This window comes from Intestinimonas sp. MSJ-38, assembly GCF_018917925.1.
In the GTDB taxonomy this organism is placed as follows: Bacteria; Bacillota; Clostridia; order Oscillospirales; family Butyricicoccaceae; genus Pseudobutyricicoccus.
In genome coordinates this window covers 98,675-113,479 of the sequence record NZ_JAHLPO010000005.1, presented here as the reverse complement: position 1 = coordinate 113,479, position 14,805 = coordinate 98,675, and the positions used below count along the sequence as shown (strand labels likewise).

Sequence of the window (14,805 nt, the reverse complement as noted above, 5' to 3'; positions counted from 1 at the left end):
TCCTAACAGAGTGCCGCAGAAAAGGCTGGTTTTTGTTGCCGGGCGCGGCAGCGCAGTATGACAGCCCAGGCACTGGGCCGGGAGCGCAGTATGACAGCCCAGGCACTGGGCCGGGAGTGGCGGCTCGCCGCCAGCGTCACGCTGGAAGCATCAAAAAAGCGGCTTCTGCCGCTTTTTTGATGCTTTTTGATTCTTTTTATTTTTCCATTTCCAGAATGTACTTGGCGCCGGCCATGACCCCCAGCCGTCCGGCTTCATAGGTCAGGCCGCCCTGCAGAAAGGCGGTATAGGGCTCACGCATGGGCGCATCGCAGGAAAGCTCGATGGACGAGCCCTGGATAAAGGCCCCCGCCGCCATGACCACCGGGCAATCATAGCCCGGCATATCCCAGGGCTCCGGCGCGGCGAAGGAATCCACCGGCGCTCCCGCCTGGATGCCCCGGCAGAAAGCCAGCAGCGGCTCCGGCTTGCCGAAGTCCACCGTCTGGATGATGTCATGGCGCTCCTCCCCGCTTCCGGGAGACACCGAAAAGCCCATCTCCTCCAGCAGGGCCGCGGCGAATACCGCCGTTTTCAGCGCCTGGCACACGGTGTGGGGCGCCATGAACAATCCCTGATACAAAGACCGGTTGACCCCCAGAGTGGCGCCGCACTCTCCGCCGATGCCCGGCACCGTCAGGCGGAAGGCCGCCCGCTCCACAAGGTCAGCCCGTCCGGCGATGTAGCCGCCGGTGGGAGCCAGGCCGCCGCCGGGGTTCTTGATGAGAGATCCGGCCGTGAGATCGGCTCCGTGCTGGGTGGGCTCGGTTTCCTCCACAAACTCGCCGTAGCAGTTGTCCACCACAATGGCGGCATCCGGGTTGACCTTCCGCACCACCTTGCAGATCTCCCCGATTTCCTCGCAGGACAGGGTCTGCCGCTGGGCATAACCCCGGCTGCGCTGAATGAATACTCCCTTTACCTGAGACCCGGCGGCGGCCTGCTCGATGGCGGGCAGGTCGGGCCGTCCCTCTTTCAAAGGCACTTCCCGGTAGCCGATGCCGTAATCGGCAAAGGTGCCCCCCACCTTGCCCCGCAGGCCTACCACCGTCTGCAAAGTGTCATAGACACTGCCGGTTACAGACAAGAACACATCCCCGGCGCCGACGCAGGAGAACATGGCGGCGGCAATGGTGTGGGTGCCGTTGACAAAGCCGGTGCGCACCAGGGCCTTCTCCGCCCCGAATACCTGGGCGTAGATCTGGTCCAGCTTGTCCCGGCCCATGTCGTCATAGCCATAGCCGGTGGTGCCGCCGAAGCAGGCGTCACTCACCCGATGCTCCGAAAAGGCCGACAGAATTTTTGCGGTGTTGCAGCTGGCCCGCTGCTCCAAAAGCGCAAACCGGCCCCGGGCCTTGGCCTCTGCCTTGCGGCAGAGGTCCCAAAGGGCCGGTGAAAAATCAAATGTGCTCATAGCTCCTTCTCGCAGGCCCGGGCCAGAAGGACGGCGGCCTGTTCTCCGTCTTTCACAGAAATGGTTTCGGCAGTGGAATGGATATACCGGCCGGGGATGCTCACGCAGCCCGAGGGCACGCCATCCCGGCTGACCAGAATGGAGGCGGTATCGGTGCCGCCTCGCAGCAGCACTTCGTCCTGATAGGAAATGCCGTTTTCCTCGGCGGATCTCCGCAGATGCTCCACCGCTTCCGGGGTGCAGATCAAGGAAGCGTCCTTGACCTTGATGGCGGGGCCTTTCCCCAGCTTCACTTCCCCATCGGCGGCCCCCGGGCAGTCCCCGGCGTGGGTCAGGTCGATGGCGATACCCAGGTCGGGCTCGATGGCGTGGGCCGAGGTCTTGGAGCCTTTCAGCCCCTGCTCTTCCTGGACGGTAAAGACGAAATACAGGTCATTTTCCGTCTTCTTCACCTGGCTCATGGCGCAGAGCATGGCGGCGCAGGAGGCCAGGTTGTCGCAATAGGGGGACATCAAAAGTCCGTCGCCGATCTCCTTGGCTTCGTAATCAAACACGGCCACATCCCCTACCCGCACCATCTTGCGGGCTTCTTCCTCGGAAGCGGCCCCGATGTCCAGGAACAGATCGGTCATGGCGGCTTTGTCTCCGGTTTTGGTTTTCAGCTCGGCATCGCTCCGCTCAAAGAGCACGCCCTGCACGCCGCTCAAAAACCGCACTTTTTTGCCCGACAGACGGCTGGCCCGATGGCCGCCGATGTTGGTCACCTGCAAAAAGCCGTCCTTTTCAAAGCGATTCACCATAAAACCGATCACATCCATGTGGGCGGCCACCATGATGCGCTTGCCCGAGCCCTTCTTCCGGCAGATCACATTGCCCAAAGCGTCGATCTTCACCTTGTCGCAATAGGGGGCGGCCAGGTCGGCAATGGTCTTTGCCCCATGGGCTTCAAAGCCCGAGGGGGAGGCATTTTCCAGAAGAGTGCGGAAAGTTTTCACAAAATTCATCTTGTTCTCCCCTCCTTTTACAGTGTGCGCTGGGCGCAAAGGGCCATGAGACGGGCGCTTTGCTCCACATCCTTCAGGCTGACCATTTCGTTCTGGGAATGGATATACCGGCAGGGAATGGAAATGCAGCCGGACAGCACCCCGCCCCGGGTCTTCTGGATGGCGGCGCTGTCTGTGCCGCCGGCGGTGAGCACTTCGTCCTGATAGGGCACATCCCCCTCTTTGGCCGCCTCACGAAGGTGGGCGATCACCTGGGGATTGCACAGAAGGGATGCATCCTTGATCTTGATGGTGGGACCGACCCCCAGCTTGACCACCATTTTGGCCTTTTCCGAGGGGTTGTCTCCGGTGCGGGTCACATCCATGCACACGCCGAAATCCGGGTCGATGGCATAGGCCGCTGTGGCAGCGCCCCGCAGACCCACTTCCTCCTGGACGGTAAAGACGAAATACAGGTCGTTTTCGCTCTTTTCCACCTGGCTCATGGCCGAAAGCAGCGCGGCGCAGGCGATCAGATCGTCGCAATACGGAGACAGAAGCATCTGGCCCACCTGCTGGGGCTCCCCTTCGTAGACCGCCACATCCCCCACCTGCACCATTTTTCCGGCGCTTTCTTCGCTTTCAGCGCCGATGTCCAGATACAGGTCGCCCAGAGTGATATCCTCCAGCTTCTTTTCCTCCATGGCCTTTTCGTCACACCAGACGCTGCCGCCCATGCCGTTTTCCAGCTTCATCCGGGCGCCGATGAGACGGTAGGGCACAAAGCCGCCCAAGGCCCCAAAACGGAGGAAGCCCTTTTTGTCGATGTGGGTGATGATCAGGCCGATCACATCCATGTGGGCCGCCATCATCAGGCGCTTCCCCGGCCCCTTTTTGCGGCAGATCACATTGCCCAGGGTGTCGATCTTCACTTCGTCACAATAGGGCCCTGCAAGCTCTGCAATGGCCTGGGCGCAGGGGCTTTCAAAGCCCGAGGGCCGGGCCATACTTTGCAGATGGGTAAATGTTTTCAAGATATCAATCATCGCATTCTGCCTCCTTTACCACCAGCCGGGCCATTTTCAGCACTTCCTCTGCATCGGGCCAATGGAGCACATTGCTGGCCGAATGGATATACCGCACAGGAGCGGCCAGGCCGAACACCTGAGCGCCCTCTCCGGCCTGGTGCATGACTCCGGCGTCGGTGGAGCCGTTCATGCTGGCCCGGTACTGCCAGCGGATGCCCGCTTCGTCGGCCTTGCCGGTCAGGCGGCGGACAAATTCCCGGTTGTATACCGAGCCGCGGTCGGCCAGGGACACAACGGCCCCGCCACCCTGGAAGCAGGATCTTTCATGCTCCCGTACGCCGGGGATGTCGGCGGCGGTGGTGCCTTCGATGACCAGGCCCCAGCGGGGTTTGATCCGGCTGGCGGCGGCCTGAGCGCCACGGCTGCCGATCTCCTCGCCCACCACAAAGGCAAACCAGGTATCTTTCTCCACGCCTTCGCGGATCAGCTGCACCATGACGGCGCAGCCGATCCGGTCGTCGATGGCCTTGGAGCGGATCCGGTCCTCACCGAACTCCACCCAGCGGCTGTCAAAGGCGGCATAATCCCCCACCCGGGCGTATTGTTCCGCTTCCTTCTGGGAGGAAGCGCCGATGTCGATATAAAGGGTGTCAAAGCCGGGGGCCACCTTCCGCTCTTCGGGAGTGGTCAGGTGGATGGCCTTGAGGGAAATGACGCCGGGAACCTTCTGGGGACCCACTTCCATCCGCCGGCCCACCAGGACCCGGGGGTCGATGCCGCCGGAGGGAACGATCTTGAACATCCCGTCCGAGGTGATGCGGCTGATGAGGAAGCCCACTTCGTCCATATGGGCGCACACCATCATGGGCGCTTTCCGGGGCTGCTTGCCTTTTTTCAGCACCAGGAGATTTCCCAGGTGGTCTTCGATGATCTCATCGGCGTAAGGCTCCACCATGTCCCGGATGCACTGACGCACTTCATCTTCATAGCCGGGTACGCCGTTTTTGGCGCACAGCTGTTTGAGTATTTCTTTCATCTTGCTCCCCCCTTTTACAGATTGCCGTCAAAGCCCAGGGTGAACTCTGCCAGGAGATGCCCCACATGCTTCATGTCTTTCAGCTTCAGCACTTCCACCGGGGAGTGCATATACCGCAGAGGCAGGGAGAGCACCGCTGTGCACACGCCGCCCTCGATGGGCTGGATGGACCAGGCGTTGGTGCCGGAATGAGAGGGCACCGCTTCCGGCTGATAGGGGATCTCCTTGGCCCGGGCCACTTCGCACAGCCGGCGGGCAAACTTGGGCATGCTGTTGGAGCCGAAGCCGATGACAGGGCCGCCGCCCAGGTCAAAGACCCGGTCCTCGGGCTTGTTGTCCCCGGTGCGGGCGTGGCACACATCGATGGCAATGGCGTAATCGGGCGCATCCAGATAGGCTCTGGCCCGGGCGCCATGGCCGCCCACTTCTTCCTTGGTGCTGCCCAGGACGATGAGGTCCACATCCAGCTCCTTGTCTTTCAGCTCTTCCAGAGCCAGCAGGATGCACACAAAGCAGGCCCGGTCGTCCATGGACTTGCCGCACAGCAGGTCGTTTTTCAGCCGGAAGGCCTCTCCGGCGAAGGCGGCGTAATCCCCCACCCGGACGGTCTCCTTGGCCTTTTCCCCGCTCATGCCCAGGTCCAGCACCATCTCTTCAATGGGCAGGGCCTTCTTGTTGTCCCCGGCCTTTTGCAGGTGGGGCGGGATGCAGCTGACCACCGCCGGGATGGGGCCGTCCTTGGTGAGCACGGTCAGCTCGCTGCCCAGCAGCATCCGGGGGTCCACCCCCATGCCGATGAAGCGGCAGAAGCCCTCCTCCAGCACTTCGGTGATGACAAAGCCGATCTGATCCAGATGGGCGTCCAGCAGCAGCTTTTTGGCCCCTTCCCTGCCGCAGGAGCGGCAGCCGATCACATTGCCCAGCTTATCCACTTCCACCCGGTCCATATAGGGGCGCAGCAGTTCCGCCGCCTGGGCGGAAACGCCGAATTCATCCCCCGATACGCCGTAGCGGTCAGTGAGACTTTTCATGGTGTTTACCAGTTCCAATCCATTGCACCTCTTTCGTCTTTATTCCGAAAGCCGGGAAACCATTTCCTTATAGGCCCGGCCTTTCGTCATGAAGTTGGGGTATGCGTCAAAGGATGCGCACACCGGAGAAAGGGTCACGATATCCCCTTCCTGTGCCTGCTCATAGGCAAACTGCACCGCTTCTTCCAGAGTGGCTTTTTCGGCGATCTTTATGCCGCAGCCAGGATAAGAAGGGGCATTTTCCACGGCCTGCCGCAGCTTCTGCGCGGTGGCCCCATTGAGAATCAGCAGCTTCACATGGCGGCAGGCTTCTTCGCCGTAGGCATCGAAGGGGATCTTCTTGTCATAGCCCCCGGCGATGACGATGAGCTTCTGGTCAAAGGAATGCAGCCCGGCGATGGCCCGGGCAGGGCTGGTGGCGATGGCGTCGTTATAATACTTGACCCCGTGCACTTCCCGCACAAACTCGATCCGGTGCTCCACCCCGGCAAACTCCCGGGCCACCTGCAAGGCGGTCTCGGGGCGGATGTAGTCGGCCGCGGCGCAGATGGCCGCCATGTAATTTTCCACATTGTGCAGCCCTGGGATGCGGATGTCCTCCCTTGTGATCCAGGGCGTGCCATTATAATAAATGGTGTCGTTTTCGAACCAGGCCCCGCTTTCCACCTTTTCCCGCCGGGAGAAGGTGCGCACCTTGCCGGGGGCTTTTGGGGCCATGGCGGCGCTCAGGTCGTTGTCCAGGTTACATACCAGCAGATCGCCCTTTCCCTGGCCGAGGAAGATATTCTCCTTGGCGGAAACATATTCTTCCATTCCCTTGTGCACATCCAGATGGTTGGGGGTCACATTGGTGACCACCGCCACATGGGGGGCCTTGCTCATGGTCATCAGCTGGAAGGAGGAAAGCTCCACCACGGCGAAGTCCTCCGCCTTCATTTCCCCGGCCATGGACAGCAGGGGCTGGCCGATGTTGCCCCCCAGCCACACCCGCTTCCCTTCGGCCTTGAGCATTTCGGCGATGAGGGTGGTCGTGGTGGTTTTGCCATCGGAACCGGTGACGGCCAGGATGGGACAGGGGCAGACTTCAAAGAACACTTCCATTTCGGAAGTAAGGCGGCTGCCCTGGGCCTTGGCCTGCTCCAGGGAGGGCAGGTCGGGCCGGATGCCCGGAGAGCGGAAGATCACTTCCTGGGTCAGGTTCTCAAGGTACCCCTCCCCCAGCTGGAGCCTGACGCCCATTTCTTCCAGCTGGCGGGCGGTATCTCCCAGCTGCTCTCTGGTTTTTTTATCGCAGGCGGTGACACACGCCCCGGCCTTGCACAAAAGCCCGATGAGGGGGCGGTTGGAAACGCCGATGCCCAGCACCGCCGCTTCCTTCCCGTTCATCGAGCGGAGAAATTCTTCCATTTTGCTCACTTGATCATCCCTTTCAGCAGGCACGCCTGCCTGTGATTTTCTGAGAAAAACATGACACCCTCTATTGTAACCGATCTGCCGCCAATGTCAATGCCCAGTGCCCGGGCCGTCGTTCCTGTCTCCGGCATCATGCGTTGTTTGCTTTTTTGCTCCGGTGCTGGCGAGCCAACACCGGTAGGGGCCTGGGTGCAATCCTGGCAGAGCGCCACAGAAAAATCAGCGGACGCAGCCGGCTTTCGCTTTGTTGCCCGGTGCGGCAGCACCGCTTGGCCGTCCCGACACGGGACCGCCGCTTGGCCGTCCCGACACGGGACCGCCGCTTGACAGGGACGGGACGGAGTGTGTATAATAGGAATCCGAGTAAGCCGAGCAGCCGCGTGCACAGTGCCGAAAGGCCGTGTATGAGGAAAGTCCGGGCTTTATAGGGCAGGATAACGGATAACATCCGCCGAAGGCGACTTCAGGACAAGTGCAACAGAGATATACCGCCATGCCTTGCATGGTAAGGGTGGAAAGGCGGGGTAAGAGCCCACCGGCCCCCCAGGCAACTGGGGGATCCTGTAAACTCTATCCAAAGCAACACCGGAAGGAAAACAGCGCCCCAGGGCGCAGGGCTGGCCCGGTCCGTTTTCGGGAGGTGGCTCGAGGCGTCTGGCAACAGGCGTCCCAGATAGATGGCTGCATAGACAGAACCCGGCTTATAGGCTTGCTCGAAAAAAGAAGGCATCCTTTGTGAATGCCTTCTTTTTCAGTTCTTGCAGATAGATACAGGGCTGCACGCAGCGGCCCAGGTGATCCCATCACTCCGCCCGGATGCCTTGATCGGGCGGGACAGCACCACCTGATCGCTCCGGCGCCGGTTCTGCTGCCCAGCGCGGCAGCGCAATATGACTGCCCAGGCACTGGGCTTGTGCTCGGGGCCTTTGCCATGTATAATAAAATAATAAGGAAAAAACGCACCCTTTGACGAAAGGATGTTGCAATGTGAAAAAATTCAATGAATCCCTGGGGGGCAATCCCCTGCGCAAGCATGTATACAAAGAGATCGAAAAGGCCATTCTGGACGGGGTCTTTGAGCCGGGCTATTCCCTCACCGAGGGCAAGCTGTCCGCTGAGCTGGGCGTGAGCCGCACCCCGGTGCGGGAGGCCCTGATGCAGCTGGAGCTGGAGGGCCTTGTGAAGAACATCCCCAACAAGGGTGCCGTGGTGGTGGGCGTCACCAGCCAGGATATCGACGATATCTACACCATCCGCACCCGCATCGAGGGCCTGGCCGCCCGCCGCTGCGCTCAGAATATCGGCGATGATGAGCTGGAAGAGCTGCGCCAGGTGGTGGAGCTTCAGGAGTATTTTGTCACAAAACAGGATTTCCTCCAGGTGTGGCACCTGGACAGCCGCTTCCACGAGATGATCTACGATACCTGCCGTTCCCGGCCCCTCAAGCAGATCCTCTCTCTGTTCCATAACTACATCCAGAAAGCCAGAGAGTATTCGGTGAAGTCCGGCCGGGCTCAGGCCTCCGCCCAGGAGCACCGGGCCATTCTGAACGCCATCGAAAATCACGACCTGGACGGCGCCGAAAAGGCCATGGCCCTTCATGTGAACAACGCCCGGGACGCCTTCTTCGAATACATGTAGGCAGCGTGACGCTGCACCCATACTGCGCTGCCGCGCTGGCGGCGAGCCGCCGCTCCCATACTGCGCTCCCGCGCCGGGCCGGTTGTACGCAGAAAAGCAAAGAAAGTATGGCCGTCCGGCCACCGGACCTCCCTTGTGCAAAGGGAGCTGTCGGCGAACGCCGACTGAGGGATTGACGGCGAGCCGCCGCACCCAAGCGGTGCTCCCGGTCCGGTGTCCGGACGGCCAAGCGGTGCTCCCGCACCCGACAATAGAAAACCAGCTGAATCATTCCCCCGGCTTTGCAATCCCCCCTGCATGGCGTTGCCATGCTGTCCCCCCTTTGCACAAGGGGGGCTTTTCTTTGCCCTGCGGCAAATGCAGCCAGCCTTCGTTCGATTACCCAGCGCGGCAGCGCAGTATGGCAGCGGCGGCACGCCGCCGCAAGGGGGGATTTTTATGCACCCTGCCAGGATTGCACTTTGGCCTCTATCGGCGGAGCCGAAGCATCGAGGATCGCGACGCATAAAACCGGGGAGAGTATGCCCGCGGAGGCACTCCGCGCATAGAATGGCGTGAAAGACTTTTTCAGGAGGGAAATACGCCATGAATCACAAACCTTACCGTTTCTTTTTGGGAGCAAACTCCAGCCAGGGCTTTGTCTCCTTTTTCGAAAACGCCCTGGAAGACGATGCCATCCGCCAGAACTTCATCTTCAAAGGCGGCCCCGGCTGCGGCAAATCCACCGCCATGAAGCAGGCCGCCCAGGAAGGCCTCCGCCGTCAGCAGCCCATGGAGATCATCCACTGTTCCTCCGACCCCTCTTCCCTGGACGGCGTGCTCTTCCCGGAGCAGGGCAAGGCCCTCTACGACGGCACCGCCCCGCATACCATCGACCTGCCCTTCCCCGGCGCCCAGGGCGGATACATCCTGCCGCCCCCCTTCCTTTCGGAAGAGGAGCTGGTGCAAAAGGCCGATGCTCTCCAGCAGGTGCAGCAGAAGCTGTCGGCCTGCTATCGCCAGGTGTTCACCCTCACCGCCGCCGCAGGCCAGGTGGAAAACCGGCTGCATCTGCTGCTTTCGGGCATCACCGATGCGGCACGGCTGCGCCGCCGGGCCGTGGGCATCATCGCCCGGGAGATCCCCCGGGGAAAAACCCCAGGCCGGGAGAAAAAACGCTTCCTGTCCGGCATCACCCCAGAGGGGCTGCTTCGCTTTGACGAGACCATCGGGAAACAGCGTCGGGTCTATTGCCTGGAGGACCCCCACGGCTTTGCTCCGGTGCTGCTGGAAGAGATCCGCCGGGCGGCTCTGGAGCGGGGCCAGGTCTTTTACGGCTGCTACTGCCCTCTTTGCCCCGAAAAGCTGGAGCATCTGATCTTCCCGGAACTGTCTCTGGCCTTTGTGTCCTCCACTCCCCTGCATCCCTACGAAGGCCCCTGTTTCCGCCGGCTGGATCTGGGACGGCTCACCGACCGGGAATCCCTGCGGCCCATCCGCACCCAGGTGCGTCTGCTGCGGAAAATCCAGCTTGCCCTGCTGGAGGATGCCGTTGCCGCATTGCGGCAGGCCAAGGGCTGCCACGACCAGCTGGAAGCACTCTACCGCCCCCATCTGGACATCCCCGCCTTGCAGCAAACGGCAGAGGAAGTCGTAGGGAAGATCTTTGTACTTTGAGCGTGTCGAAAAAGTGGCTTAGGCCACTTTTTCGAGTTTTTGCAAGGGGCTGTATGCACGCCTTTGGCGCACACTTGCCCCTTGAGAAGTGCAAAAAGCCGCGCACAGGTCGCGGCTTTTTGCGGATTGATAGGGGTAGGGCAGACGACCCTTTTCGTTGTATAGGTTTTTCGACAGACTGAAAAAACCTCCCATCAGGGAGGTTTTTTTCTGTGTTCGGGAAGCTAAGCCAGAACGCTTTCCAGGTTTTCCAGAGGGATCTTCACCAGCTGGCCGCCGGCGCTCTGGGCGCTGATGGCGCTTTCCCCCATGCACAGATACAGAGTATCCTGGCTGATGGCAAAGGAACCATCCTGCTTTTCAAAGGTGAAGGGGGTGAGCTGGCTGTACTCCAGGCCATTCTCCCCGCACCACTTTTCGATCTGCTCTGTAACGGCCTGCTGGGCCTTTTCCTTGTCCTCGATGAACAGATCCTGGAGCTTTTCCGGCCAGCCGGTCTGGCAATCAAAGGTCTCGGCGGTATAGATCACCTTGTCCTTTACATTGGTGTCCACATACCGATAAGTGCGCACCACGCTGATCCGGCCGCCGCTTTGCTGCACCAGCTCGTAGGAAAAATCCACATGGTAATCGGCCACCGGCTGTACCGCCGTCTGCCACGCATCCCCATAGGAGGCCTGGATCCGGCTGAAATAGCTGTCGCAGTCCTGCTGGAGCGCGGCGAGCTCGGTTTCGTAATATTCGTTGATTTTCCGCAGGATCAGCCCCTGGTTTCCCTCCTCCTTGAACTGAGGCAGGGCGGCCCGATAGGTGGCGGCCACTCCGCCGGAAGGCAGGTCCAGCTGCTTTTCATACAAAAGCTCGTCGGCTTCGTAAACGGTCTCTTCGTCTGTGGGCTGCGTGTCCTGGGGTGCGGGCTTCACCGTTTCTTCCTTCTCTTCCTCGGGCTGGCGGAAACGGCTGACGCTGCATCCTCCCGACATCAAAAAGACGGGCAAAAGCAGCAGCGCAGTCAGGGCCTGGATGTTTCGTTTCATATCTCTATCCTCTCTCTATCCTCCGGGTCTCGGCGGCCGCAGGGGCGCCTTTTTCTTTTGCTTTTCCGGGTTTTCACCGGTATATTCAAACGATATACAGAGTTATTATATCGTTTTCCCTTCTTTTCGTCAACCAGCGTGCCGCTGGACCCGTTCCTGTCTCCGGTGGGGATGCGTTGCTGGGCCCCCGTGCTCCGGGTGTGATAAACCATCACCCGGAAAGGGCCTGGGTGCAGTCCTGGCAGGGTGCAAACAAAAAGCTCTCCTTTTCAGGAGAGCTTTTGTCTTGGTTCTGTCGCTCAGCGCGGCAGCGCAGTATGGGAGTAGCGGCACGCTACTGAGTTTTGACCTTTTCCAGGAAATAAGTAAAGAGGGGCGCCATATCGGGAGTGCGTTCGTCCCGCATGATGTTGGTCAGGCGCTCCGGATGCCACTGAACACCGAAAATGGGCAGGCTCTCGTGCTCATAGGCCTCGATGACGCCGTCGGCCTCCGAACGGGCCGCCAGCTTGAGTCCGGGAGCCAGGCTGCGCACCGCCTGATGATGGGTGCTGTTGACCATGAACTCGCTGCCCAGCAGCTTCTCAATAAAGGAACCGGGCTCGGCCTTCACCTTGTGGCGCAGCTCATAGCTAGAGTGGAACACGCCCTTCTGATGGGCCAGATCCTGGTACATATCGCCGCCCAGGTATACATTGATCAGCTGCTCGCCGCGGCAGATGCCCATCACGGCCTTGCCCTTTTCCAGGAAAGCCTTGAGCAGTGCATATTCGTACTTTGTCCGGGGGGTGTCCATATGGACGGTATCATTATAAATGGTCTCGCCGAACAGCTCCGGCTCGATGTCCGGGCCGCCGGACAGCAGCAGGCCATCGCACAGATCGGCCAGCTCTTCGGGGCACTGTTCCCCGCCGATCACCGGCACGGCTCCAGCTTCTGCAATGGCCCGTGTATAGGCCGCAGGACTGCGCAGCTCACGGGCTCCGCTTTGCAGTACGCCCGAATCCGAAGAAACCAAGATCACCAGTTTACCATTGATCATTTTTATCACCTGCTTTATTTTACTGAGGTGGTCTTCCCACCTGTTCCCCTCTACTATACCAGATTCTCCCCGCCCTGTCCACCTAAGAGCCAGAGCCTTCACTGCGGTGTCCCAGCGCCTGGGCGCCCATGCTGCGCTGCCGCGGCGGCGTGTCGCCGCTGCCATACTGCGCTGCCGCGCTGGGTAATCGAACGAAGGCTGGTTGCATTTGCCGCAAGGCAAAGAAAAGCCCCCCTTGCGGCGGCGTGTCGCCGCTGCCATAAGGGGGGATTGTGAATCTGATTGTGTCATTTTGCTTGGATACATGACCGGGTGCGGCAGCACCGCCTGCCAGTGGCGGCTCGCCACCGGCAGCGCAGGTTGGCTGCGGCGGCTCGCCGTGTAAATTTCCTTTTACAGAACGGATTTTTCATTGACGAACACTTTTCCCATTGGTATCATAAGCCTGTATGAATTTACAAAAGGTTTACACCCCCATGACAGAAAAGACAAGAAAGAAGGATCTCTCACAAAGAGGGGAAGTGGAGGAAATCACATGGACATTTTTTCACTGCTGAAGCTATTGGGCGGCCTGGGACTTTTCATCTACGGCATGCTCACCATGGGCAATGCCCTGGAGAAAATGGCCGGCGAAAAACTGGAAAAAACCCTGGAAACCGTCACCGGCAACATCTTTAAGGCCATCGGCATCGGCGCTCTGGTCACCGGCATCATCCAGAGCTCTTCGGCTACCACCGTTATGGTGGTGGGCTTCGTCAACGCCGGGATCATGAACCTGCGTCAGGCCGCGGGCGTTATCATGGGCGCCAACATCGGTACCACCGTCACCGCTCAGCTGCTGCGTCTGGATTCCTCCGGCACCCTGGAGAACAGCGTCATCATGCAGCTGCTCAAGCCCTCTATGCTGGCCTATGTGGCCGTGGGCATCGGCGCCGCCATCTTTATGTTCGCCAAAAAGCGGAAGTTCCATGACTTCGGCGAGATCCTGCTGGGCTTCGGCGTGCTGTTCATCGGTATGTCCATCATGGAAGGCTCGGTCACTTCCCTGAAAGACCTGCCCTGGTTCCAGAATATGTTCACCCTGTTCACAAACCCGGTGCTGGGCATTCTGGTGGGTATGGTGGTCACCGCTGTCATCCAGAGTTCCTCCGCTTCGGTGGGTATTCTCCAGGCCGTGGCCTCTACCGGCGCCATCTCCTATGCCGCCGCCATCCCCATCATCATGGGCCAGAACATCGGCACCTGCGTCACCGCCCTGCTGTCGGCCCTGGGCGCCAACAAAAACGCCAAGCGGGCCGCTATGATCCATTTCTATTTCAACCTGATCGGTTCGGTGTTCTTCATCGTGGTGGTCTATACCCTCAACGCCATCATCGGCTTTGACTTCTGGAACGATCCCATCGGCAAGGCGGGCATCGCCAACTTCCATACATTATTTAATATAGTGGTCACCGTTCTGTTCATCCCCTTCCGGGGTGTGCTCATCACCCTGGCGGAAAAGACCGTCAAGATCAAGCAGGCGGAAAACGAAATTTCTCACGACCTGAGCCGTCTGGACGAGCGTTTCTACTCCTCCCCGGCCGTTGCTCTGGAACAGTGCAACAAGATCATCATCTCCATGGGCCAGAGCGCTCAGTCCAACCTGAAGATGGTCAACGCCGCCATTGTGGAGCAGACCCCGCCCCGGCTGGAGACCTTCAAGGACACCGAGAGCTTCCTGGACCGGGCCGAAGCACGGCTCAACTCCTATATGCTGGGCATCAAGGAGGACGAGCTGTCGGAAAACAGCCGGAAGGCCTATTCCGAAATGCTCCATTCCATCGGCGACTTCGAGCGGGTGGGCGACTATGCGGAAAACCTGCTGGAGTTCTATGAGGATATGCAGGAGCGGGGCACCGTCTTTTCCCAGGAAGCCATTTCCGAGCTGCGGGTGATGAGCCAGGCGGTGGAAGAGATCGTCTCCCTCACCGTCCAGGCCTATGAGCAGAACGACGCCACCCTGGCCCGCCAGGTGGAGCCGCTGGAGGATGTCATCGACTCCATCAAGGAGGCCCTCAAGAGCCGCCATATCTCCCGTCTGCAAAGCGGTATCTGCACCGTGAACACCGGTATCCCCTTCCTGGATATCATCCACGACTACGAAAAGATCTCCGACCACTGCTCCAATGTGGCGGTGTATGTGATGATGCTGGCCGATACCGCAAACCAGTTCGATGTGCATGAGTACCGGAAGATCCTGAAAGACCTGCGCACCGATGAGTTCCAGGCTTTCACTTCCCTCTATGAGAACAAGTACCTGAACAAAGTAATATAAGAGCCAGAGCCTTCGCTGCGGCGAAGGCTGCTGCAAAAATCCCCCTGAAGTTTCCGGGGGATTTTTGCAGCTCTGGCGGCGTGTTATTTCGGCGTAAAGCCGAAATAACTTGCAAGTCGTTAGGTGACGCCGCCACTGGCTCTCGGGGAAAAACTAGTTTTTCCCCGACCT

The 14,805-nt window shown here is 59.9% G+C and carries 11 protein-coding genes and 1 other RNA gene; 4 read left to right on the top strand and 8 right to left on the bottom strand.

Annotation, left to right across the window (positions count from 1 at the left end):
• Positions 1-196: 196 nt before the first annotated feature.
• The 6 genes from KQI26_RS04890 to murD are packed head-to-tail and all read right to left on the bottom strand — an operon-like array spanning position 197 to position 6,938.
• Positions 197-1,453 carry a methionine gamma-lyase family protein gene (locus KQI26_RS04890; RefSeq protein ID WP_216503455.1) on the bottom strand — a complete coding sequence of 419 codons (1,257 nt, stop codon included), beginning with the start codon at positions 1,451-1,453 and terminating at the stop codon, positions 197-199.
• Positions 1,450-2,457 carry a M20/M25/M40 family metallo-hydrolase gene (locus KQI26_RS04885; RefSeq protein ID WP_216503454.1) on the bottom strand — a complete coding sequence of 336 codons (1,008 nt, stop codon included), beginning with the start codon at positions 2,455-2,457 and terminating at the stop codon, positions 1,450-1,452. Before KQI26_RS04885 ends, KQI26_RS04890 begins: the two co-directional genes overlap by 4 nt.
• 17 nt (positions 2,458-2,474) lie before the next feature.
• On the bottom strand, positions 2,475-3,482 hold the full coding sequence (locus tag KQI26_RS04880; RefSeq protein WP_253292681.1) for a M20/M25/M40 family metallo-hydrolase: 1,008 nt from the start codon (positions 3,480-3,482) through the stop codon (positions 2,475-2,477).
• Positions 3,475-4,500 carry a M42 family metallopeptidase gene (locus KQI26_RS04875; protein ID WP_216503453.1) on the bottom strand — a complete coding sequence of 342 codons (1,026 nt, stop codon included), beginning with the start codon at positions 4,498-4,500 and terminating at the stop codon, positions 3,475-3,477. Before KQI26_RS04875 ends, KQI26_RS04880 begins: the two co-directional genes overlap by 8 nt.
• Positions 4,501-4,514: 14 nt before the next feature.
• The gene (locus KQI26_RS04870; RefSeq protein ID WP_216503452.1) at positions 4,515-5,549 is read right to left on the bottom strand and encodes a M42 family peptidase; all 1,035 of its coding nucleotides are present in this window, start codon (positions 5,547-5,549) and stop codon (positions 4,515-4,517) included.
• A 21-nt stretch (positions 5,550-5,570) separates the two neighbouring features.
• A complete protein-coding gene (gene murD / locus KQI26_RS04865) occupies positions 5,571-6,938 on the bottom strand; it encodes a UDP-N-acetylmuramoyl-L-alanine--D-glutamate ligase (RefSeq protein ID WP_216503536.1) in 1,368 nt (455 codons plus the stop codon).
• A gap of 366 nt (positions 6,939-7,304) precedes the next feature.
• Between murD and rnpB the strand changes: the two genes are divergently transcribed.
• The 3 genes from rnpB (at position 7,305) to KQI26_RS04850 (ending at position 10,241) form a co-directional block, all read left to right on the top strand.
• Positions 7,305-7,664: RNase P RNA component class A (rnpB, locus tag KQI26_RS04860), an RNA gene on the top strand.
• Between the two features lie 267 nt (positions 7,665-7,931).
• Positions 7,932-8,585 (top strand): GntR family transcriptional regulator, encoded by a 654-nt coding sequence (locus tag KQI26_RS04855; protein ID WP_216503451.1) that lies wholly within the window; start codon positions 7,932-7,934, stop codon positions 8,583-8,585.
• A gap of 585 nt (positions 8,586-9,170) precedes the next feature.
• Positions 9,171-10,241, top strand: a complete 1,071-nt coding sequence (locus KQI26_RS04850) for a hypothetical protein (protein WP_216503450.1) — start codon at positions 9,171-9,173, stop codon at positions 10,239-10,241.
• Between the two features lie 224 nt (positions 10,242-10,465).
• On the opposite strand, the gene KQI26_RS04845 is transcribed toward KQI26_RS04850, so the two are convergent.
• Both KQI26_RS04845 and KQI26_RS04840 read right to left on the bottom strand, forming a co-directional pair.
• Positions 10,466-11,278, bottom strand: a complete 813-nt coding sequence (locus KQI26_RS04845; RefSeq protein WP_216503449.1) for an RsiV family protein — start codon at positions 11,276-11,278, stop codon at positions 10,466-10,468.
• A gap of 334 nt (positions 11,279-11,612) precedes the next feature.
• Positions 11,613-12,320 carry a gamma-glutamyl-gamma-aminobutyrate hydrolase family protein gene (locus KQI26_RS04840; protein WP_216503448.1) on the bottom strand — a complete coding sequence of 236 codons (708 nt, stop codon included), beginning with the start codon at positions 12,318-12,320 and terminating at the stop codon, positions 11,613-11,615.
• 535 nt (positions 12,321-12,855) lie between these two features.
• On the opposite strand from KQI26_RS04840, the gene KQI26_RS04835 reads away from it, so the two are divergent.
• Positions 12,856-14,634 (top strand): Na/Pi cotransporter family protein, encoded by a 1,779-nt coding sequence (locus KQI26_RS04835; protein WP_216503447.1) that lies wholly within the window; start codon positions 12,856-12,858, stop codon positions 14,632-14,634.
• Positions 14,635-14,805 lie beyond the last annotated feature (171 nt).

What these genes read in the sequence shown, in the direction of transcription:
- KQI26_RS04890 (WP_216503455.1), bottom strand. Translation starts at nt 1,453, where the DNA reads ATGAGCACATTTGATTTTTCACCGGCCCTTTGGGACCTCTGCCGCAAG.
- KQI26_RS04885 (WP_216503454.1), bottom strand. Translation starts at nt 2,457, where the DNA reads ATGAATTTTGTGAAAACTTTCCGCACTCTTCTGGAAAATGCCTCCCCC.
- KQI26_RS04880 (WP_253292681.1), bottom strand. Translation starts at nt 3,482, where the DNA reads ATGATTGATATCTTGAAAACATTTACCCATCTGCAAAGTATGGCCCGG.
- KQI26_RS04875 (WP_216503453.1), bottom strand. Translation starts at nt 4,500, where the DNA reads ATGAAAGAAATACTCAAACAGCTGTGCGCCAAAAACGGCGTACCCGGC.
- murD (WP_216503536.1), bottom strand. Translation starts at nt 6,938, where the DNA reads ATGGAAGAATTTCTCCGCTCGATGAACGGGAAGGAAGCGGCGGTGCTG.
- KQI26_RS04850 (WP_216503450.1), top strand. Translation starts at nt 9,171, where the DNA reads ATGAATCACAAACCTTACCGTTTCTTTTTGGGAGCAAACTCCAGCCAG.
- KQI26_RS04845 (WP_216503449.1), bottom strand. Translation starts at nt 11,278, where the DNA reads ATGAAACGAAACATCCAGGCCCTGACTGCGCTGCTGCTTTTGCCCGTC.
- KQI26_RS04840 (WP_216503448.1), bottom strand. Translation starts at nt 12,320, where the DNA reads ATGATCAATGGTAAACTGGTGATCTTGGTTTCTTCGGATTCGGGCGTA.
- KQI26_RS04835 (WP_216503447.1), top strand. Translation starts at nt 12,856, where the DNA reads ATGGACATTTTTTCACTGCTGAAGCTATTGGGCGGCCTGGGACTTTTC.